Below are 20,112 nucleotides of genomic sequence, written 5' to 3'. Positions count from 1 at the left end.
CGACCCGGGGTAGAATCTGGCACTCGGGAATGCGGAGTGCCAGAACTGCGCTCTGCTGGGTGTCATCGAGACCGTCGGTGACGCATTCCCATCGGGACCTCGACCCCGGGAGACGAGCCAGTGCCCACCTACGCCTACACCTGCACCGCCTGCGGCCACGCCTTCGACATCCACCAGTCGTTCAGCGACGAGGCCCTCACCGTGTGCCCGGAGTGCTCCGGGAAGCTCCGCAAGGTGTTCTCGCCGGTCGGCGTGGTGTTCAAGGGCTCCGGCTTCTACCGCAACGACGCACGGGCGGGCGGCAAGGGCGGGCGCACGACGAAGGAGCCGGTGAGCGCCGGGGCGTCGGCCGGTGGCGGCGCCGCTTCGACCGGATCTGGCTCCGGGAGCAGCTCCTCCTCGACCGGCACGTCGACGACGACGCCACCGAGCGGTGGCTCGTCGGGCGGCGGCACCTCGACCGCCTCGACGTCCGGCTCGTCCAGCACGTCCAGCACGGCGAAGGCCGCCTCCGCCTGACCTATGGCCCCACGGCTGGACCGGCGGCACCACCGCCTGACCGGTCCAGCACGGAGTACCTGGGTCCGATCCACCCACAGCCCATCTGGCGGGCCGCCCCCGCCGCACGACGGCCACCTGAACACCGCATCGGGGCCGGCTCGACCTAGCGTCGCCGGGTGCCCCGCCGCGTCCTGCCACCGCCACCGCCGCTGTCCGTCCGCCGACCGCCGTGGCGGCGGCGCCTGCGCATCCTGCTCTGGCGGGCGCGCGTCCCGTTCGCCGCCGTGGCACTCGGCCTCGCGGCGGCGGTAGCGGTCGGCGAGCTGCGCCCCGCGCCGCCCGTCACCGTCGACGTGCTGGTCGCGGCGCACGACGTACCGGCCGGCACCGTCCTGACGGATGCCGACGTACGGACTGCGGCGGTCCCCCCGGACACCGCGGTGGCCGGAGCCCAGGCCACCGGGCACGCCTCGGTGGTCGGTCAGCGCACGGCCGTACCGGTGCCGGCCGGCCTGCCGCTGGTCCCCGGGGTGCTGGCCGGCGGCCGGCTCGCCGGCCCACCGGGCACCGTGGTCGCCGCCGTCCGACTTGCGGACGGTGCCGTCGCGACGCTGCTGCAGCCCGGCGACCGGGTCGACGTGCTGGCCGCCTCGGCGCAGGCCGGGCCGGGCAGCGCGGTGGCGAGGGGCGCGCTGGTCCTTCCTGCGCCGGCGACTCAGGGCCGCGGCTCAGGGTTGCTCGGCGGTTCCGGTGAGGCGTCGGCATCGGCGCCGCTGATGCTCGCCGTCCAGCCGGAGGAGGCGGCAGCACTGGCCGGCGCGGCCGGGACGGCCGACCTGTCCGCCGTCGTCGTGCCGTGACGCGGTGACGCGGTGACGCGGTGACGCGGTGACGCGGTGACGCGGTGACGCGGTGACGCGGTCTACCAGTGCGGAGGACGGTTCTGCTGCAGCCGCTCGTCGTTGGAGTCGTCCGCGCGGTCACCCCAACCGAGGTCGCTGTCGTCGAGCGACCTCCGCGGCAGGGCCGGTTCCGTGGCCGCCTCCGCCGTGGACGGGTCGGCCGTGGACGGGACCGCCGTGGACTGGTCCGGCGGGGCACCCGACGATGTCACCGCCGGCGCCGGGACGGTGGACCTCAGCCACCGCTCGTCGCCTCCGACGGTCCCGGCGGGTCGCACGGCACGGCGGCCGCCGGTCCGCCGTCGCTGCTCCACCCGTCGATGATCCCACCCGCCGTGACGGCGGCCGTGCCGGTCAGCTCAGAGCGCGGGTCACCGCGGCGCGCACCGCCGTGTCGATCCGGTGGTTTCGTCGGGTGATGCCCAGCTCGGCCCGCAGGGCGTCACCGAGCTCGTCACGGCTCCGCTCCTGGCCGTCGGAGCGCAGCCAGTCGACCAGCTCGTCCAGCTCGTCGTCGCTGTAGGCGCCGATCGGCAGCCCGCGCCGGATGTCCGGCCGAGGCCGGCTCGGTACGGCGAGCGCCAGCTGCACCGGGGTGGCTGCCGGCACGGCGTGCAGCACACCGGTCCTGAGCCGGACGGGCGCCGTGCGCGGTGCGGTGCCGTCCGGGCTGAACGGCTGGGGAAGCTCGATGGCCGGAGCCCGTTCGGGCGTGGCCGACGCAGCAGCCTCCTCCGGAGCCTCGTGCGCTGCCGGCGCCTGGTCCGCTGCATCGTCCCTGCCGGTCACGGGCGCTGCGGGCTCGCCCTGGTCCGCGTCGTCGACGCCCGTCGCGGGCGCCGGCACGGGCGCGGTCGGCGCAGGTGCCAGCTCCGCGGGCTCGTCGTCCTGGTCACGCACGGCCGGCACGACCCGCGGGGATGTGGGCAGCTGCTCCGGGACCGGCAGCGCGGCGTGGACGGCGCGACGGATCCGGTCCACCTCGGCCTGCGGGTCGAGGAAGGCGGCCGCGGACCACACCCGCAGCACCGACCAGCCGAGGCGTTCGAGCCGCTCGGGCACCACTCGGTCACGGACCCGCACGCTCGGCTCGTCGACGTAGGCCTCGTCGTCCGTCAGCACGGCGACCAGCAGTCGGTCCGGCACGGCCGGGTGGCCGACGGCCAGGGGCAGCCGGACGCCGCCGGGCAGGCCGTGGTCGACCTCCACCACCAGGCCGTGCCGCCACAGCCGCTCGGCCAGGTCCAGCACCAGCCGGTCGGCGTCGCCGGACGGGTCGTCTGCGGCACCGCCCTTGTCGGCACCGGCCGCTCCGGGCTCGGAGCCGGTCGGTCCACCGTCGTCGGAGCTGCCGTGCTCCTCGTCGGCGGCCACCACCTCCGCGCCCTCGTCGTCCCCGACCCGCGCGCCGCCGAACGGCACCAGCGGGTCCGCCTCCCGCCGGCCGCGCGCGTCCGCGAACGCCAGCAGGTCGGCGAGCAGGTGCGGTCCGGCACCCCGGACCCGCTCGGGGTCGAGGTCGGCGGCGGCGAAGCAGGACACGACGGTGAGCCGGTGCCGCCCCGAGCCGAGGGCGTCGAGCAGCAGCCCGTCGCCGCCCGGAGCGCTGACGGCGCCGAACGAGTGCAGCACCCGCCGGTGCGGGGTGCGGCCCAGCCCGACGGACAGGATCACGGCCTCACGGCGAAGGCCGGCGACGTTCACCAGGTCCACGACCACGAAGGGCTCCGGGCGGCCCGAGCCGAAGAACGCCGCCAGCGCCGGGTTGTCGCGCGCCTCGGACATCACCACCTCGCGGATGGCGTCCGCATGCCGCGGCGTGACGGTGACCACCGCGAGCGACTCCTCCGGCCGGCTCAGCGCGTGCTCGACCACCAGCTCGACGACGGCCTGCACCTCCTCCGGCGTGGAGTCGACGATGCCCGACTCGACGTCCGGCAGCGCCGTGCCGTCCACCAGGTGCAGGCCGACCAGGGGCGTCGCGTCCGGCAGCGGCGTCGGGCTCAGCACGCCGGCGTAGCCGTGGCCCGCCAGGAAGGCGGTGAGCCAGGGGTCGCGACGACTGGCGTCGGCCCGCAGGGCGACGGACGGCAGCACGCGCGACAGCTCGCGCAGGGCGCTCCCGGAGGCGCACCGCGCGTCGCCCACGACGACCACCTGACGCCCGCGCCCGATCGCGGCGAGGGTCGCCTCGACCGGCAGGTGCCCGACGGCGTCCAGCACCACCAGATCGACGGTGCGGGTGGGCGGCAGCACCTGCGGCACCAGCATGGGGCTCGCGGCCAGCACCGGCCGCAGCCGTCGGGCGACGTCGGGGAACCGCACCACGGCGTCGCGCAGCGAGGTCAGCCGGTCCTCGACCAGCTCGCCGAACAGCGCCTCGGCCTGGTCGCGGTAGCTGCGCAGCGCCGCACTCATCTGGCCGACGACGGCCGCCCGGACGGGTGCCGCGAGAGCCGCGACGTGGGCGCGGTCCAGCTCGGCGTACCGGGCGGACAGCGCACCGAGGGTGGCGCCGTCGTAGCCGGCCAGTGCCGGGTCTGCCGCGAGGATCTGCTCGAAGACGGTGCTCCACCACGCCAGGTCCAGCTCGGTCGGCGCGAGGTCCGCGCTGACGCGACGCGCGGAGAGGTCGTCCACCAGCTCGCCGAGGCCGGCACCGCGCAGGCCGGCGAGCAGCGAGGTCCGCTCGGGCAGGCTGTCGAGCGCGTCCGAGGTGGCTCGCAGCCGGCCGAGCCGCTCCACCAGGGCGGAGATGGGCAGGTCGAGCAGTCCCCCACCGGCCGGTGTCCCGGCCAGCACCCGCTCGAGCGCGTCCAGGTCGGCCCGGACCGCGGCGTACTCCTCCTCGACCAGCTCCAGACCGTCCGGCAGCCGCGGCCACCCACCGGCGGGGCAGTGCGTCTGCCACAGCTCACGGCGGCGCTGCACCGCGATCAGCTCGGCGTGCAGGTCCGCGACCGGCCGCCCGGGCCGCAGCATGTCCTTGGCCTGCTTGCGCAGGCGACGGCGCAGCCAGTAGCCCATCTCGATGCCGCGCTCCTCGCGCCACTGCTTGGTGGCGGTCGCGGCGACCAGGTCCGCGGCGGTGCGCTCGAAGACGAGCGGCTGGAACACGTCCAGCGCCGCGCGGACCTCGTCGAGCATCCGCAGCTGCTCCCCCCACGCGCCCAGCGTGGCCGGCGGGGTCAGCCCGGTCTCGGCCGCCACCTGCCCCGCGCGCTCCAGCACTCCCGGCAACGTGCCGTCCAGCAGCCGGTCCAGACGGTGCAGCACCACCTGCGCATCGGCGGGGGTGCGCACGTCGGCGCCGAACCAGGGGGTGTCGCCCGGCCGCAGCGTGAACGCTCCGAGCTCGGCGGCCCGCGCCAGCGCGCTGCCGCTCGCCGCCCGGGCGTCGGGGTCCAGGAGGCGGGCGACCTCGGGTGCCAGGCGGACGGTGGTGCGCGGAGCCGGACGGCTGGAGGTCAGCCGAGCGAGGTGCTGCAGCGCGTCGTACGCGGAGACGCCCCACGGCTGGCGGGGCGCGTGCAGACCGCGGACGTACCCGCGCAGCGCTTCCCGGTGCTCCACGAGGGCGTCGGACAGCTCCCGTGCCGCAGCACCGTCGACGGCCGGCGGCTCGAGCGTCATGGCGGCCAGCAGCCGGTGGGCGACGGAGGTGCGCCAGCCGGCCTCGGGAGCCACGTCGAGCAGCAGGTCGCCGGCACCGACCTCGGCCAGCCGCTGGCCCAGGGCAGCGGCCGCGCGGCGGTGGCCGGGCACGTACAGCACGCTTCGGCCGGTGGCAGCGGCGTCGGCGACGAGCGCCGCGACCGTGCCGGTGACGTCGGCCCCCGCGGGGGCGTCGACGAAGAGGTGGGCGCCGGTGGCCACGACGTCGAGCACGTGCTGCTGGTCGGGGTCGAGGTCGCCGACGCCGCGGTCCAGCTGCGGGTCCCGGTCCCCCGCCACCTGCGCCGGCAACGGCCGCTGCAGCCGAGCCGTGTCCTCGTCCACCCCCGCGAGCGCCGCCACCAGCTCGTGCCGGTCGAGGGTGCCGGCCAGCGCGTCGAGGTCGTCGACCAGCACCTGACCGGGGTGCACGAACGTTCCGACCACCACGCGCTCGGTCAGCGTGAACCCTTCGAGCACCGCCTCGCCGAGGGACGTCAGGCGGTGCAGGGCGCCACGGGGGTCGAAGCCGCCGTTGGCGAAGGTGCCGCGTGCGACGGCGCCCGGGTCGAGCAGGGCACCGCGGGCTCGCAGCGCCCGGGCCAGCACCGGGTTGACGTCGACCGTCGGCTCGAGGATCAGCTCGTAGTCCGCCTCCCCCGCGCCGCGGGCGGTCAGCGTCACCGGCCGGAGCAGCACGGGCGCGCGCACCACGCGGGGCCGCGGCGGTTCGGTGGTCGCCGCGTCGGTCGGCTCGGCCGTCGACGGCCGGGCGCCGCCGGTGCGCTCGGCGATCGGGATGCGGCGGGTGACGGCCGCCAGCGCGGCCACGTCGTCGTTCGCGACGTCACGCGCCGAACGCTCGGTCCAGGTCGCGATGCCGATGGCCAGCGACGTCGCGGCGATGCCGTAGTGCTGGCCGTAGACGGAGGCGCGGGCGCTGACGGCCCGGGCGCGACGGCGTGCGACGGTCAGGGCGGCACCCTCGCGCACCAGGTTGGACAGCCGGGTCGAACGTCCGGCGAACAGCTGAGCCATCCCGGAGGGGTGCGCGGCGGACAGGTCCAGCGCCGCGTCGCCCAGCTCCTCGACGTCCACCAGGGTCGAGCCGCCTGCGGAGTCCACCAGCGCCGCGCGCCACGTCGCGACGGCACCCTCGACCAGCTCGGTGGGCGACGGGGGTGCGACCAGTGCCACCGGGGGCTCCGCGGAGCCATCGGTTGCGTCGGGCCGCCCGGTGACGGGAACGGCGCCCGTGCCGGGGGTGCGCGCGGGAACGGTCACGCTGGCACGGTAGCCCGGCGCCTGTCACCCGCTGCGGTGGCACGCCGACCGCGTGCGGGCGCCGGAGCGGGTGAGACTGCGCGGGTCCAGGGCCCGGAGACGCGAAGAGCGGGACGGGCTGCCGGGCCCGTCCCGCTCTTCGGACGTGAGAGACGGTGCGCACCGCGCAGGGGGCAGGCGATGCGCACCGTCAGGGACGAGTGTGCGCCCCGGGGCGCCAGTTGGTCAAATGTCCAGTGCGGGTGAGATCCATGCGTCCGAATCGTTCGGCTGCACGTCCTTCCCGGGGGACCGCGCCGGCCGCTGGGTACCATGGCGCGTTCCGAGACGAGGGTGGGTCGTGGCCGGGTCCGTACCAGCTGCAGGTGCCAGGTCCTCCGTCAGAAGGGGCCGCGCGTGGCTCGTCTGGTCGGCCGGTCTGCTGGTCTACGTGGTGGCCGTGGCGCACCGCTCGTCGTTCGGTGTCGCGGGGCTGGCGGCGCAGAGCCGGTTCGGGGTGGCCGCCACGGTGCTGTCGCTGTTCGTGGTGATCCAGCTCAGCGTCTACGCGGCCGCACAGGTGCCCGTCGGCATCGCGCTCGACCGGTTCGGACCCCGCGCGCTGCTCACCACCGGTTCGGTGACCATGGCGGTGGGCCAGCTCGGCATGACGCTGAGCCACGGGGTGCCCACCGCGCTGGCGGCCCGGGTGCTGATCGGTGCGGGCGACGCGATGATCTTCGTCTCGGCCGTCCGGCTGGTCGCCGCGTGGTTCCCCCGGCGGCTCGTGCCGCTGCTCACCCAGCTGACCGGCATCGTCGGCCAGCTCGGTCAGATCGTCTCCGCCATCCCCTTCGCCTTCCTGCTGCACCGGTACGGGTGGGAGCCGGCGTTCGGGGTGCTCGCCGGCCTCGGCGGGGTCGGCGTCGTCGCAGCGGTGCTCGGCGTCCGGGACCGGCCGGCCGGCACCTCTGCGCCGGTGTCCCGGCCCGGGGCCGCGGCCGGGCTGGTGCCGACGCTGCGCGCCCACGGCACCTGGCTCGGCTTCTGGTCGCACATGCTCGGCGGCTTCAGCATCAACGTGTTCGGCCTGATGTGGGGGTACCCCTTCCTGGTGCAGGGACAGGGGCTGACCCCGACGCAGGCGAGCTCGATGCTGGCGCTGAACGTGCTGGTCGCCATCGTGTTCGGGCCGCTGATCGGCGAGTTCACCGCGCGGCACCCCCTGCGGCGGTCGTGGGCCGTGCTCGTGGTGGCGGGTGGTGTCGCCGCCGGCTGGCTCCTGGTGCTGGTGCCGACCACGCCGCGACCCTTCGCCGTGCTGGTGGCCTTCGTCGTCCTGATCTCCCTCGGCGGACCCGCCTCGGTGATCGGCCTGGACTTCGCCGCCACCTCCAACCCGCCGGAGCGGCTCGGCAGCGCGCAGGGCCTGGCCAACGCGGGCGGCTTCCTCGCCGGCGTGCTGGTGATGCTCGGCGTCGGCATCGTGCTCGACGCCCGCAACCCCGGCGGCCACTACACCCTCGGCGACTACCGCGCCGGCCTCGCGCTCGTCGCCGTGCCGTGGGCGGTCTCGCTGGTCGGCGTCCTGGTCACCCGCACGCGCACACGCGCCGAGATGGCGGCGCGGGGCGTGGTGGTGCCGCCGCTGCGCGAGGCGTGGGACCGCCGACGGCGCGGCCGGCGCGGCTGAGCCGGCCGCTCGAGGAGACGCCGCGCCTCCGCGCGGCTGAGCCGGCGGGCCGCCGGCTCACGAGCTGACGCGGGCGAGCCCGACGGTGTGCTCAGGCGGCGCGTGCCCAGCGCGCCAGCTGACCGGCGGGCACCACACGGTGCCGCGCGATCGCGGACACCGTCAGGCCGATGCCGACCACCGTCCACACGAGCAGCAGCGCGACGGGTCCGGCGATGCTGCCCGACCCGGTGGTCACGGCCTGCATCGCCGAGAGCGCCGGTGCCGGCGGCAGCAGCGCGAACAGCGACCCGAGCACGGCCGGCACGGTGGAGACCACGACGGTGGCCAGCGCGACCACCGCGATCACCACCGAGGCGAACCGGCCCACGCCGCGCAGCAGCGCCACCAGCCCCTGGTTCACCGCGGCGAACGCGACACCGGCCAGCGCGGCTAGACCGCCGAGCGCGACCCAGCGGCCGGGCGACAGGTGCAGCGCACCGGCCATCGCGACGGTCAGCAGGACGCCCTGCACCACGCCGATCAGCGCACCCGGCGCGAAGGCCCGCAGCGCCAGCGCCAGCGACGAGCGGGTGGAACCGAGCGCCCGCGCCGGCCAGGCGCCGAGCACCAGGAACGTGGCGAGCCCGCCGAGCCACAGGGCCACCGCCAGCAGGAACGGGACGATGCTCGAGCCGAACAGCTCGCTGCTCGCCCCCGTCGTCGACACCGGGTCGGCAACGATGTCGGCCAGCGCCTTGGCCTGGTCGCTGGTCTGGGTGGGCAGCTGCGACGCCGCCTGACCGAGGCCCGTGGCGAGGCTGCTGGCGCCGGTGCCGAGGCTCCCCGCACCCGAGCCGAGCTGTCCCGCACCCGAGGACACCTGCTGCGCCCCCGAGGCGAGCGCGCTCGCGCCCGACGACACCTGGCCGGCGGCCCCTGCGGCCTTGCCCGCGCCGGCGGAGAGCTGCGACGCGCCGCTGGCCAGGGACGACGCACCGGACGCGGCCTGCGCGGCGCCCGATGCGAGCTGGTGCGCGCCGGACGCGGACTGCTGGAGGTAGCCGGCGATCGTCTGGAGACCGCTGGCGGACGCCCCCGCACCGTCCGCGAGCTGCGTGCCGCCCGCGGCCAGCTGCTGGACGCTGGTCTTCAGGGCGGGTTGGCCGCCGACCCCGGTGTTGACGGCAGCGTCGAGTCCCGCCGCCCCTTGCGCGAGAGCACCGATCGAGTACGTCAAGGACGGCTGCTGGCCGGTCGCCGGCGGCGTCGTGCTCTGCTGGGCGGCGATCGCACCCTGAAGCGTCTGGCACGCCGTGGCCCGGGCGACCGGGTCGGTGCTGCTCGCGCACGTCGACGCCCAACCGCTGAGCTGGGTCAGGAACCCGGAGAAGCCCGACTGGAGGCCCGCTGCCCCGGTCGACAGCGACGCTGTCCCGGCCGCGAGCCCGGTCGGCGCGTTCACCCCGTCGGACAGCTGCTGCAGCCCCGACGCGAACGCCTGGGCACCCGGCACCGCCGCCTTGGCCGCGGCCGCCGCGGACGACGTCTGCGCCGCGAGCTGGTCCAGCCCGGACGCCAGCGACGACGCCCCGCTCGACACCTGCTTCACCCCGGACGCCAGCGAGGCGGCACCGCCGGACAGCGAGCCCGCACCGCTCTGGAGCGCGCCGATCCCCGTCGCCAGCTGCGCCGTCCCGGAGGCGAGCGACTGCGCCCCGGTGCCCACCTGGCCGGCGCCGGACGCCAGCTGCTGCGCGCCCGTGGACAGGCTCTGCGCACCCGTCGCCAGCTTGGTGGCACCGTCCGACGCCTCACCGAGCTTGTCGTGCAGCGTGCTGAACCCGACCAGCACGTTCTGCAGGTACGCCGTGGTCAGCTGCTGGCCGAGGACCCGCACCGCGGTGCTGGTCACCGCCTGCGCGACGGCCGAGTCGGCGATCTTCGACCGGTCGGAGACCCTGACGTCGATGGTGGCGCGCACGGCGTGGGCGGCGTCCGCGGTCGACGTGGCGGCCGCGGAGAAGTTCGACGGGATGGTGACCACGGTGGCGAACCGGCCGTCGGCGAGGCCGGCGGCGGCGTCGTCGGCGTTGGTGACCACCCACGTGAAGTTGCCCGACGAGTCGGAGCCGGAGACGTTCTTCACCACGGCGCCCGGCGTGGCCGAGGTGCTCGGCGCGGGGGTCGCTGCGGCAGCCGGGGACGGTGTCCCGGTGGCGCCCGGCGCGGGGCTCGCCGCCCCGTCGGACGTGACCAGCCCCGCGGCGAGCTGCCGGCCGAGCGGCACCGTCTGACCCTTGATCGTCACGGGCGTGTCGAGGTTGACCACCGCGGCCTGCACCCGGTTGAGCCGCTGGGTGGGCTGCCACAGCGCCCAGGTCAGCAGCCCGCCGATCGTCAGCGGCACCAGCACCAGGCCCAGCACGGTGAACCAGGTGGCGCGGCCGCTGGTCCGGGCACGCTCCGGCCGCAGCAGGGCGTCGAGGGGGTTCGACATCTCAGAGCACCTTCGCAAGCTCGGGGGCGGCGGCCAGCGTGACCGTGGCGGTGGGCGGCACCGGCAGCAGGCCGCCGACGGCGTCGGCCGTCTGCGCGCTGACGACCAGGGACAGCGGGCGGCCCTCCGCGGCGGCGGTGCGCAGCTCGAACGCGAGCTCGTCGTGCACCGCCCGGCGCAGCACCGGGTCGCCGACGGCGTCGAGGTCGTCGATCGCGACGATCGGCGTGCGGGCCGCGAACGCCTGGCGCAGCTCGTCGACCGGGTCGGTCGCTCGCGCCAGCCGGGCGAACGCGACGGCGCGACGGATGTCCCGGGCCCGCACCGGTGCGACCAGACCGGCCACCTTGAGCGTCCCCGCGTCGGCGTGCGCGCGGCCGGCGATGGTCAGCAACAGGGCGGTGCGGCCGCTGCGGTGCGGTCCGGCGACGACGAGCGCACCGCCGGTGGCGAGCCGGACGGAGACGCCGTCGTACAGCGGCCACCCGTCGGGCCGGTCCAGCCGCAGCCCGGCGGCCGCCACCGCGTCGTCGGCACCCGGCTCCGGCCACTGCGCCAGCGCGAGCTCCGAGGCGAGGCCCTCGCCCTCGACGTCGAAGCTCGGCAGCACCCGGTCGAGCCAGCGCGGCATGTGCCAGGCCCGGTCGCCGAGCAGCTGCAGCACCGCGGGAACGAGGGTCATGCGGACGACGAAGGCGTCCACGAACACCCCGGCCGCCAGGCCCAGCGCGATCGGCTTGATGTTGACGTCGCCCTCGGGGACGAAGGCGGCGAACACCGAGAACATGATGGTCGCGGCGGCGGTGACCACCACGGCGGAGGCGGTGAACCCGCTGCGCACCGCGGCGCGCGCATCCCCGCCGTGCACGTAGTCCTCCCGCATCCGCGAGACCAGGAACACCTCGTAGTCCATCGCCAGGCCGAACAGCACGCCCATCAGCACGATCGGCATGAAGCTGATCACCGGCATCGTCCGGTCGAGGCCCAGCAGGCTGGCGCCCCAGCCCTTCTCGAACACCATCGCGACCACGCCGAACGCGGCCACCACGGACAGCAGGTACCCCGCCGTCGCCTTCAGCGGCACCCACAGCGATCGGAACACCATGGTGAGCAGCACGAACGACAGGCCGACCACCAGGAGGCCGAACGGCAGCAGGGCCCGGCCCAGCCGGTCGGAGATGTCGATCTGCACCGCGGTGACGCCGGTGACCGACAGGTCCACGCCGTACGTGCTGCGGAAGTACCCGTGCTTGGCGCGGATCGCCGCGACCAGGTCCTTGGTGGCCTGCGAGTCCGGGCCGCCGGTGGGGATCACCTGGACGATGCCCGTGGTGGCGTCCTGGTTCGGGGTGGCGAGCGGGACGGACGCCACGCCGGGCAGTGCCTCGATCTCCTTCTTCAGGTTCGCCATCAGGCCCAGCGGGTCGGTGGACCCCACGATGGTGCCGGTGACGATCAGCGGGCCGTTGTAGCCCGGGCCGAAGTGCTCGGCCAGCTGGTCGTAGGTGATCCGGCCGCGGGAGTCCTTCGGCTGCGTGCCGGCGTCCGGCAGGGCCAGCCGCAGGTCCAGGGCGGGCAGCGCGACGGCGCCCAGGCCGATGACGACCAGCAGGATGGTGACCACCGGGAAGCGGGTGACGGCCCGCACCCAGCCGAGGAAGAAGCGGTTCTGGTGCACCTGCTCGCCGGCCAGGTGCGCGGTGGCGACGGGCTGCTCGCCGGCGACCGACTGCTCGGTGGCCGCGGCGTGGGCGGCCCGGCCGGGCACGGCCGCAGGGGCCACCGTGCTCCGGTCGGCGGCCGCGCCGTCCGGCGTCGTCCGGTCGGCCGCCGTCCCGTCGCTGATCGCCCCGTCCGGCGCTGCCGCGCCCGTCGTCGTGCCGGCCCTCGTCGCGCGCCGCGCGGCACGCCGGTCCCGTCGGTACCCGGGCCGCACCCGGTCGCCCGCGAAGCCGAGCAGGGCAGGGGTCAGCGTCAGCGCGATCAGCACCGCGAGCCCCACGGCGACCGCCGCCGCGACCCCCATCACGGTGAGGAACGGGATGCCGGCCACGGCGAGCCCCACCAGCGCGATCATCACCGTCAGGCCGGCGAACACGACGGCGGACCCGGCCGTGGCGAGCGCTCGCGCCACGGACTCGCGCGCCTCGATGCCGGCGCGCAGCTGCGACTGGTGCCGGGACACGATGAACAGCGCGTAGTCGATGCCGACGGCCAGGCCGAGCATCAGCGCCAGCATCGGGGTGGTCGAGGAGATGGTCGCGAACCGCGTCGCGATCGAGATGCCGAGCGTGGAGATGCCGACGCCCAGCAGCGCCGTCACCAGCGGCATGCCGGCGGCGAGGAACGAGCCGAAGGTCACCACCAGCACGCCGAGCGCGACCAGCACGCCGAGCGCCTCTGTCGAGCTGACGGTGGGCAGCCGCACCGAGAAGATGTCGCCGCCGAGCTCGGCCGTCGAGCCGGCCGGCAGTGCTGCGCGCAGCGCGCTCTCCTCGGCGATCAACGCCGAGCGGGTGGCGTCCGTGATCGTGATGCTCTGGCCGTCCATCTGCACGGTGACCACTGCGGCGGACCCGTCGTCGGACACCCCGCCGGTCACCTGGGTGCCGAACGGGTCGCTGACGGCGGAGACCTGGCTGATCGTCTTCAGCGTGGTCACCGCGTCCTCGACCGGCTTGCGCACGGCGTCGTCCCGCACCGTCATGCCGGGGGGTGCCGCCACCACGAGCCGGGCGGTGGAGCCGCTGACCTGCGGGAACGTGTGCTTCAGCGCGTCCATCGCGGTGCCGGACTCGGTGCCCGGGATGGAGAAGGTGTTGTCGGTGCCCTTCGACAGCAGCTTCGCGCCGCCCAGGGCCAGCAGGAGGATCGCGAGCCACGCCAGGACCACGCGCACGCGGGCGCCGAACGACCAGCGGCCGAGCCGGTAGAGCAACGAGGACACGACGGCTCCTGGGTGGCGGGTGAGGCAGGGATCGATACGCCGATGTATCCGATACATCAACGTATTCGATAGACTGGCTACACGCCAAACGCTCGCTGGAGGTGACCCTCATCTCGACCCCCGCCGACGTCCTGCTGACCCCCCGCCGGCAGCGCACGCGCGACCGGCTGCTCGACGCTGCCTACGAGGTGTTCGCCGAGCAGGGTGTGCACGCCAGCACGGTCGAGGAGGTCTGCGAGCGCGCAGGGTTCACGCGCGGCGCCTTCTACTCCAACTTCACGACGAAGGAGGAGCTGTTCGCCGCCCTGATGGAGCGCCAGCACAGCCTGCAGCTCGCTGCACTCGCCCTGAAGGTCGACCGGCTCCGGCCCCGGCTCGAGGCGGTGACGGGCCCGATCGACGAGGCCGGTCTGGGCGACCTGATGCTGGACTTCTTCACCGGTCCGCTGGACGACCGGACGTGGTGCCTGATCGACCACGAGTTCCGGCTGATGTCCCTGCGCGACCCTGAGGTCGCCGGGGTGTTCGCCGCGCACGAGGAGGCGTTCGAGACCTCGCTCCTGGCGATCGTCGGGCGCGCGCTCGACCTGGCCGGGCGGCGGTTCGTCCTGCCCGACGGGGTGGCCGTCCGGCTGCTGGGCGAGCTCTACCAGGACATGCTGCAGCGAGCGATCCGCGCAGGCCGCTCCCTGCACGAGGAGCCGGAGGCGCGCGACACGATGGTGCGCCTGGTGCTCGCGCTGACGCGGCCGGTGGCCGCTCCCGACGGCGGCCCGGGCCGCCGGACCGACCTGCACCCGGCTGCGACGGACGTCCCCGTGCGCGCCGACGCGACGTGCTGAGCTCCCTGCGGGCTCGGCTCGCCGCCCGGCCCCCGACCATCGGCACCGTGCTCGGTGGTCTGCTCCGCGTGCCCGGGACGCTGCTGTGGCTCACGGCCCTGGTGGTCACCGGCGTGCTCGGCGAGGAGCTGAGCGACCAGCAGCTCGGCGACCGGCTGCTGGCCGCCTCGACCAACCTGACCAACCTGTCGCACCAGCCCGTGCGCGTGCTGGTCGACTCCGCGCTGTGGGACGGCCATGCGGTGTGGTGGCTGCTGCTGGTGCTGGGCAGCGTCAGCTGGACGGTCGAGCGGTGGCTGGGCACCGTTCGCTGGTTCGCCGTGCTGTTCGGCGCCCACGTGGTCGGCACGATGATCAGCCAGGGCGTTGTCGCGATGCAGGTGGCGCACGGGCTGGCGCCGGCCAGCGCCGAGGTGGTGCTCGACTACGGCGTCAGCTACGCGATGGCCGGAGCCCTCGGGATCCTGGCGCACCGCTTCCCGCCGCGCTGGCAGGCGCTCTACGTCACCGTGGCGCTGGCCGACTTCACGTTCCCGTTCTGGGCGCCGGGGCACCCGCCCGTCACGTTCACCGACCTCGGTCACCTGGTGGCGCTGCTGACCGGGCTGGCCGCCTACCGGCTCGCCCCCGCGCCGGTGGACCCGACGGCCGAGGCGGAGCCGCCGCTCGACGAGCTGGTGGCCGACTCGCTGGTCGACGAGCGGCTGGTGCTCGAGGACGCCGTCCCGGCCGGCAGCCCGACCGACTGACCGCCCCGTCAGCCCACGTGGTCCCGCCACGAGTGGGCGGGGACGTAGCCGAGCAGGTCACGGGCCGCGTCGATCGCCAGGAGCGTCTCGAACCCCTCCAGCGGACGGGTCAGCGGCACCTCGGGGAACACGGCCGCCATCAGCTCCGCCGAGGGCGTGTTCATGATCGTGTCGGCCGCCGCGATGATCACGTTCTGCGATCCGGTGGTCGGCCCCTCGATCCCCAGCCGGCAGGCGGCGGCGACGTCCCGCACGTCCACGTAGCCCCACAGGTTCCAGCGGCGGGAGCCGAGGTCGCTCCAGTAACCCGGCACCCGCGCGTAGTCCTCCGGACGGTGGATGTTGGACAGCCGCAGCCCGACGAAGGGGATGCCGGACCACGCCGACACGTGCTCGGCGGTCTGCTCACCGAGCACCTTCGACAGCGCATACGTGCTGGTCGGCACGGGGAAGTGCGCCTCGTCGACCGGTGCGTACCGCGGCGGGACGTCGAACGGCAGGCCGAGCGTCGTCTCGCTCGAGGCCCACACCACCCTGCTCAGCCCGAGGCGGGCCGCCGCGAGGAACACGTTGGAGTTGGCCGCCGTGTTCCGGTTGAGCGTCTCCGGCCCGGTGGCGCGACCCGGTGCCGGGATGTTGCCCAGGTGGACGACGGCATCCGAGCCGGCGAGCACCTCGAGCGCCTGGCCGTAGTCGGTCAGGTCGGCGACCACCAGGTCGGTGCCCAGCTCCTCGTTCTCCCCCGCCACCCCCGTCAGGTCGGTGGCCACCACCTCGTAGCCGTGCTCCAGCAGGTCCGCCACCACCGCGCGACCCGCCTTGCCCCATGCGCCTGTCACCGTGATCCTCACGGCAGCGATCCAAGCACCGCCCACCGACGTCCGCCCGGGCAGCCGGCTGGGTCGCGACCCGTCCCCCGCCCCGGCCGGGGTGGTGGCTGAGACGCACCTCACACCCTGCGACGGCACCGTGCGGCAGATCCGCCCCGGACGTGGACTAGCGTCGCCCAGCCAGCACCACCCGCGGGCCGCGCCCGCGGCAGAACGACCCGCGCCGGCCCACCGGCGCCTCTCGAGTCCGAAGGACCTCTCGTGACCCAGCTGCAGTCCCACCCGTCCGCCCTGGTCAGCACCCTGCTGGACGGCGTCGACCCCGGGCCCCTGTTCACCCCGGTCGAGCCGGTCCCCGGGCTGACGCTGCGCAACCGCTTCGTCATGGCGCCGATGACCCGGGCGTTCTCCCCCGAGGGTGTGCCCGGCGCCGACGTCGCCGCGTACTACGCCCGCCGCGCGGCGTCGCTCGGCCTGATCGTCACCGAGGGCACCTACGTGGACGAGCCGTCGGCCGGCAGCTCGTCCCGCGTGCCGCACCTGTACGGCGAGCGTGCGCTGGCCGGGTGGCGTGCCGTGGTCGACGGCGTGCACGCGCAGGGCGCGCGCATCTTCCCCCAGCTGTGGCACCTCGGCGCGACGCGTCGGGCCGGCTGCGACCCCGTGCCGTCGGCCCCGGTGGTGAGCCCGTCGGGCATCGACGCCGCCGGACGCACCGTGGGTGAACCGGCCAGCGCCGCCACCATCGCGGCGGTGGTCGACGCGTTCGCCCGCGCAGCCGCGGACGCCAAGGCGGTCGGGTTCGACGGCGTCGAGGTGCACGGCGCCCACGGCTACCTGCTGGACCAGTTCCTGTGGGAGCGGACCAACCAGCGCACCGACTCCTACGGCGGCTCGGCCGCCAACCGGGTCCGCCTCGCGGCCGAGGTGGTGGCGGCCATCCGCGACGCCGTCGGCCCCGGGTACCCGATCAGCTTCCGGTTCTCGCAGTGGAAGGGCGGCCACTACGACGCGAGCATCGCGACGACGCCCGACGAGCTGGCGCAGGTGCTGGTCCCGCTGACGGAGGCCGGCGTCGACCTGTTCCACGTCTCCACCCGCCGCTACTGGCTGCCGGCCTTCGAGGGCTCGGACCGCACCCTCGCCGGCTGGACCAAGGAGCTGACCGGCCGGCCGGTGATCGCCCTCGGCTCGGTGGGCGTCTCCGCGCCGTTCATGGGAGCGGAGACCGAGGGCCAGGAGACCCTCAGCCTGGCGCCGCTGGTCGAGGAGCTGGAGCGGGGTGAGCTCGACCTGGTCGGCCTGGGCCGCGCGGTGCTGGCCGACGCGCACTGGGTGAAGAAGGTCGGTGCGGGCCGGGCCGCCGACATCCGCCCGTACGAGAAGGGCCTGGAGGGCGTGCTCGACTGACGTCGACGCCCGGCTCACAGCGGGGCTTCCTGGTCAGCCGGGGCCGCGCCCGGCATGCTCGGCAGCACGGCGCCCCTCCGCATCCGGCGGCCGGCGCCGTCCGGAGGATGACGTGGCCAGGCGTGTGCTGGTGGTGGACGACGAGGCGGGCATCCGCCGGGTGCTGCGCGCCTACCTCGAGGCGGACGGGTTCACCGTGGTCGAGGCCGGGACGGGGGCCGATGCGCTCGCCGAGCTGCGCCGGGACCGGCCCGACGTGGTGCTGCTCGACGTGATGCTGCCCGACGTCGACGGCCTCGAGGTGCTGCGGCGCATCCGTGCCACCTCGGGCGTCGGCGTGGTGCTGGTGACGGCCCGAGCCGAGGAGGCGGACACGCTCGTCGGCCTGGCCGTCGGCGCCGACGACTACGTCACCAAGCCCTTCAGCCCCCGCGAGGTGGTGGCCCGCGTCAAGGCCGTCCTGCGACGGGCACGGGACGACGAGCCGGACGCGGAGCGCCTGCGCTTCGACCGGTTGACCGTGGACCTGGCGGCCCGCGAGGTGACCGTGGACGACCGTCCGGTGACACCGTCGGCCCTCGAGTTCGACCTGCTCGGGGCGCTGGCCCGCTCCCCCGGTCGCGTCTTCTCCCGTCGGCAGCTGCTCGAACGGGTGTGGGGTGACGACTTCTACGGGGACGAGAGGGTGGTCGACGTGCACGTGCGCAGCCTGCGGCGGCTGCTGGCCGACGACGTCAGCGCGCCACGGTTCATCGCGACGGTGCGGGGCGTCGGGTACAAGTTCGTCGGGAGGCCGTCATGAGGCGCCTGTCCACCCGGCTGCTGCTGAGCCACACGCTCGTCGCGCTCACCGGAGCGGTGACGGCGTACCTGGTCACCCGCGTGCTGACGCCGCACCTGTACGACGCCCGCGTCGGCATGATGGCGGGCCACATGCCGCCGTGGGACTCGCACGTCTCGCGGGACTTCGCGGTCGGCGCGTCGAACCACGGCCTGGCCATCGGCGTCGTCGTGGCGCTCGCGGTGGCGATCGCCGCGGGTGCGTGGTCGTCGTGGCGGCTGCTGCGTCCGCTGGACGACCTGTCCGCGGCGGCGCACCGCATCGCCGCCGGCCGGTACGACGAGCCGGTGCCCCCGCCCCGCGAGGCCGAGCTGGCCCGGGTGGCCAACGACGTCAACGCGCTGGCGGCACGGCTGGCCGAGACGGAGGCCCGCCGGATGCGCCTGCTGGGCGAGGTCGCCCACGAGATGCGCACGCCGCTGACCGTGCTCGACGGCTACGTCGAGGGGCTGCAGGACGGGGTGTTCACCCCCGAGCCGGAGCTGTTCGCCGAGCTGTCCGGCGAGCTGCGCCGGCTCCGGCGCCTGTCGGAGGACCTCGGGGCGCTGTCGCGGGCCGAGGAGGGCCGCCTCGGCCTGCGCGTCACCCGCGTCGACGTCGCCGCCGTCGCCATCGGGGCCGCCGAGCGGCTGCGGCCGCAGCTGCACGACGCCGGCCTGGACCTGAAGACCGAGTCGGCCGGCTGGGCGCTGCTGGTGGACGGCGACGGCGACCGGGTCGCCCAGGTGGTGACCAACCTGGTCGGCAACGCCCTGGCCGCCACCCCGCCCGGTGGGCAGGTACGGGTGCTCGCACGACCGGAGGGCCACGAGGCGGTGATCGAGGTGAGCGACACCGGCGTCGGGCTGGCCGAGGGCGACCTCGAGCGGGTGTTCGAGCGGTTCTACCGAGCACCGGGTCCGGTGGGACCCGCGGTCGCGCGGCCCGGCACCGGCATCGGGCTGACCATCGCCCGCGGCATCGCGCACGCGCACGGTGGATCCCTGGTCGCGTCCTCACCCGGACCCGGCCAGGGATCCACCTTCACGCTGCGACTGCCGCTGGCGCGCTGACGGCTCGCGCCGACGGTCGGACGGCTCAGCTGGACGGTGACGCCGACGGGCTCGGCACGGGCCCCGGGCCGTACCCGCGGTGCATGCCGGGACCGTAGCCAGGTCCGTAGCCAGGTCCGTAGCCAGGTCCGTAGCCAGGTCCGTAGCCAGGCCCGTAGCCAGGCCCGTAGCCAGGTCCGAAGCCCGGCCCGACGCCCGGCCCGGTGCCCCGCCAGCCACCGCCCTGCCCGTTGCGCTGACCGGGCTGCACCCCCTGGTACGGCTGGCCGTCGCGGTCCCAGCCACGGTGCATGCCGGGCATCCCGTCCCACGGGCGAAGGACGCCCCGGTCGCTCACCGCGCTGACGGTCGCCCAGGCCACGGTCGCGCCGACCGAGCCGATCAGCAGGACGACGCAGACGACCAGGGCCACGATCAGCGGACCGCGCCGGCGTGCCGGCGGGAGCACGGGGCCGGGTCCGGCCGCGCCCAGGGCCGGAGCGGAACCCGCCGCGGCGGGCGCGGGACCGTTCGGCGTCGTCCCGGCGGCCGACGGTCCGGCTCCGGTCGGCGCGGCCCCTGCCTGCCGGGGCGTGCCGGGCTCCGGTGCGGTCGGCACCGGCTCGGTGGGAGGAACGGTGCTCATGGCTGCCCGCCCCGCGACTCGAGCAGCGCCGCGCGCAGCTGCCGGTACGTGTCCACGTCGATCTCACCGGTGGCCAGGCGCCGGTCAAGCACCTCGAACGGCGACTCCGGCCCCTGCGTCCACGGCCCCTGCGCTCCCGGCGCCTGCCCGTACGGCGTGCGGCCCCACGGACCCGGCCCCCACGGACGGTGCACGGGTGGCGCGCCGCGGCGGCCGGACGTCGCCAGCTGCACCACCAACCAGATGATCGCCGCGATCAGCAGCAGCCAGAACAGGCCCATCGCCACCCACAGCCCGGCGTGCATGCCGCCTCCGTACCGCATC

15 protein-coding genes are annotated in these 20,112 nt (G+C 75.4%); 8 read left to right on the top strand and 7 right to left on the bottom strand.

The window, feature by feature from the left end:
- Nucleotides 1-120 precede the first annotated feature (120 nt).
- Together ACFQTY_RS10825 and ACFQTY_RS10820 are read left to right on the top strand one after the other, a co-directional pair.
- Nucleotides 121-519, top strand: a complete 399-nt coding sequence (locus ACFQTY_RS10825; protein WP_378100239.1) for an FmdB family zinc ribbon protein — start codon at nt 121-123, stop codon at nt 517-519.
- A gap of 158 nt (nt 520-677) precedes the next feature.
- The gene (locus ACFQTY_RS10820) at nt 678-1,361 is read left to right on the top strand and encodes an SAF domain-containing protein (RefSeq protein WP_378100237.1); all 684 of its coding nucleotides are present in this window, start codon (nt 678-680) and stop codon (nt 1,359-1,361) included.
- A 62-nt stretch (nt 1,362-1,423) separates the two neighbouring features.
- Here ACFQTY_RS10820 and ACFQTY_RS10815 read toward each other — a convergent pair whose 3' ends face one another.
- Complete coding sequence (locus ACFQTY_RS10815) at nt 1,424-1,717, bottom strand: hypothetical protein (protein WP_378100235.1); 294 nt, start codon at nt 1,715-1,717, stop codon at nt 1,424-1,426.
- Nucleotides 1,718-1,757: 40 nt separating this feature from the next.
- Nucleotides 1,758-6,341, bottom strand: a complete 4,584-nt coding sequence (locus ACFQTY_RS10810) for a hypothetical protein (protein WP_378100233.1) — start codon at nt 6,339-6,341, stop codon at nt 1,758-1,760.
- A gap of 340 nt (nt 6,342-6,681) precedes the next feature.
- Here ACFQTY_RS10810 and ACFQTY_RS10805 point away from each other — a divergent pair, with 340 nt between their 5' ends.
- Nucleotides 6,682-8,013: a nitrate/nitrite transporter gene (locus tag ACFQTY_RS10805; protein WP_378100231.1), complete on the top strand. Its 1,332-nt coding sequence runs from the start codon at nt 6,682-6,684 to the stop codon at nt 8,011-8,013.
- A 91-nt stretch (nt 8,014-8,104) separates the two neighbouring features.
- Here the strand turns inward: ACFQTY_RS10805 and ACFQTY_RS10800 are convergent, their stop codons facing one another.
- Together ACFQTY_RS10800 and ACFQTY_RS10795 are read right to left on the bottom strand one after the other, a co-directional pair.
- Complete coding sequence (locus tag ACFQTY_RS10800; protein WP_378100228.1) at nt 8,105-10,492, bottom strand: hypothetical protein; 2,388 nt, start codon at nt 10,490-10,492, stop codon at nt 8,105-8,107.
- A gap of 1 nt (nt 10,493) precedes the next feature.
- Complete coding sequence (locus ACFQTY_RS10795; protein ID WP_378100226.1) at nt 10,494-13,439, bottom strand: MMPL family transporter; 2,946 nt, start codon at nt 13,437-13,439, stop codon at nt 10,494-10,496.
- Nucleotides 13,440-13,540: 101 nt separating this feature from the next.
- Here ACFQTY_RS10795 and ACFQTY_RS10790 point away from each other — a divergent pair, with 101 nt between their 5' ends.
- Entirely contained in the window at nt 13,541-14,281 is a 741-nt protein-coding gene (locus ACFQTY_RS10790; protein WP_378100224.1) for a TetR/AcrR family transcriptional regulator, read from the top strand.
- On the top strand, nt 14,275-15,030 hold the full coding sequence (locus ACFQTY_RS10785; RefSeq protein WP_378100221.1) for a rhomboid-like protein: 756 nt from the start codon (nt 14,275-14,277) through the stop codon (nt 15,028-15,030). The genes ACFQTY_RS10790 and ACFQTY_RS10785 overlap by 7 nt, the downstream gene beginning before the upstream one ends.
- A gap of 8 nt (nt 15,031-15,038) precedes the next feature.
- Here ACFQTY_RS10785 and ACFQTY_RS10780 read toward each other — a convergent pair whose 3' ends face one another.
- A complete protein-coding gene (locus tag ACFQTY_RS10780) occupies nt 15,039-15,881 on the bottom strand; it encodes an NAD-dependent epimerase/dehydratase family protein (protein ID WP_378100219.1) in 843 nt (280 codons plus the stop codon).
- Between the two features lie 240 nt (nt 15,882-16,121).
- Between ACFQTY_RS10780 and ACFQTY_RS10775 the strand changes: the two genes are divergently transcribed.
- The 3 genes from ACFQTY_RS10775 to ACFQTY_RS10765 all read left to right on the top strand — a co-directional run bounded on the left by ACFQTY_RS10775 (nt 16,122) and on the right by ACFQTY_RS10765 (nt 19,163).
- Complete coding sequence (locus tag ACFQTY_RS10775; protein ID WP_378100217.1) at nt 16,122-17,270, top strand: 12-oxophytodienoate reductase; 1,149 nt, start codon at nt 16,122-16,124, stop codon at nt 17,268-17,270.
- A gap of 112 nt (nt 17,271-17,382) precedes the next feature.
- Nucleotides 17,383-18,072, top strand: coding sequence for a response regulator (locus ACFQTY_RS10770; protein WP_378100215.1), 690 nt, complete (start codon nt 17,383-17,385; stop codon nt 18,070-18,072).
- Nucleotides 18,069-19,163 (top strand): sensor histidine kinase, encoded by a 1,095-nt coding sequence (locus ACFQTY_RS10765; RefSeq protein ID WP_378100213.1) that lies wholly within the window; start codon nt 18,069-18,071, stop codon nt 19,161-19,163. Before ACFQTY_RS10770 ends, ACFQTY_RS10765 begins: the two co-directional genes overlap by 4 nt.
- A gap of 25 nt (nt 19,164-19,188) precedes the next feature.
- On the opposite strand, the gene ACFQTY_RS10760 is transcribed toward ACFQTY_RS10765, so the two are convergent.
- Nucleotides 19,189-19,788 carry a hypothetical protein gene (locus ACFQTY_RS10760; protein WP_378100211.1) on the bottom strand — a complete coding sequence of 200 codons (600 nt, stop codon included), beginning with the start codon at nt 19,786-19,788 and terminating at the stop codon, nt 19,189-19,191.
- Nucleotides 19,785-20,093, bottom strand: coding sequence for a hypothetical protein (locus ACFQTY_RS10755; RefSeq protein ID WP_378100209.1), 309 nt, complete (start codon nt 20,091-20,093; stop codon nt 19,785-19,787). Before ACFQTY_RS10755 ends, ACFQTY_RS10760 begins: the two co-directional genes overlap by 4 nt.
- Nucleotides 20,094-20,112: the final 19 nt, after the last annotated feature.

The sequence above is a fragment of the Cellulomonas sp. T2.31MG-18 genome, assembly GCF_964266755.1.
Taxonomy (GTDB): Bacteria; Actinomycetota; Actinomycetes; order Actinomycetales; family Cellulomonadaceae; genus Cellulomonas.
This window is presented reverse-complemented; position numbering and strand designations above follow the sequence as displayed.

Bases quoted from the DNA above. Each gene is read 5' to 3' on its own strand.
- ACFQTY_RS10760 (WP_378100211.1), bottom strand. From the start codon at position 19,788: ATGAGCACCGTTCCTCCCACCGAGCCGGTGCCGACCGCACCGGAGCCC.
- ACFQTY_RS10765 (WP_378100213.1), top strand. From the start codon at position 18,069: ATGAGGCGCCTGTCCACCCGGCTGCTGCTGAGCCACACGCTCGTCGCG.
- ACFQTY_RS10755 (WP_378100209.1), bottom strand. From the start codon at position 20,093: ATGCACGCCGGGCTGTGGGTGGCGATGGGCCTGTTCTGGCTGCTGCTG.
- ACFQTY_RS10800 (WP_378100228.1), bottom strand. From the start codon at position 10,492: ATGTCGAACCCCCTCGACGCCCTGCTGCGGCCGGAGCGTGCCCGGACC.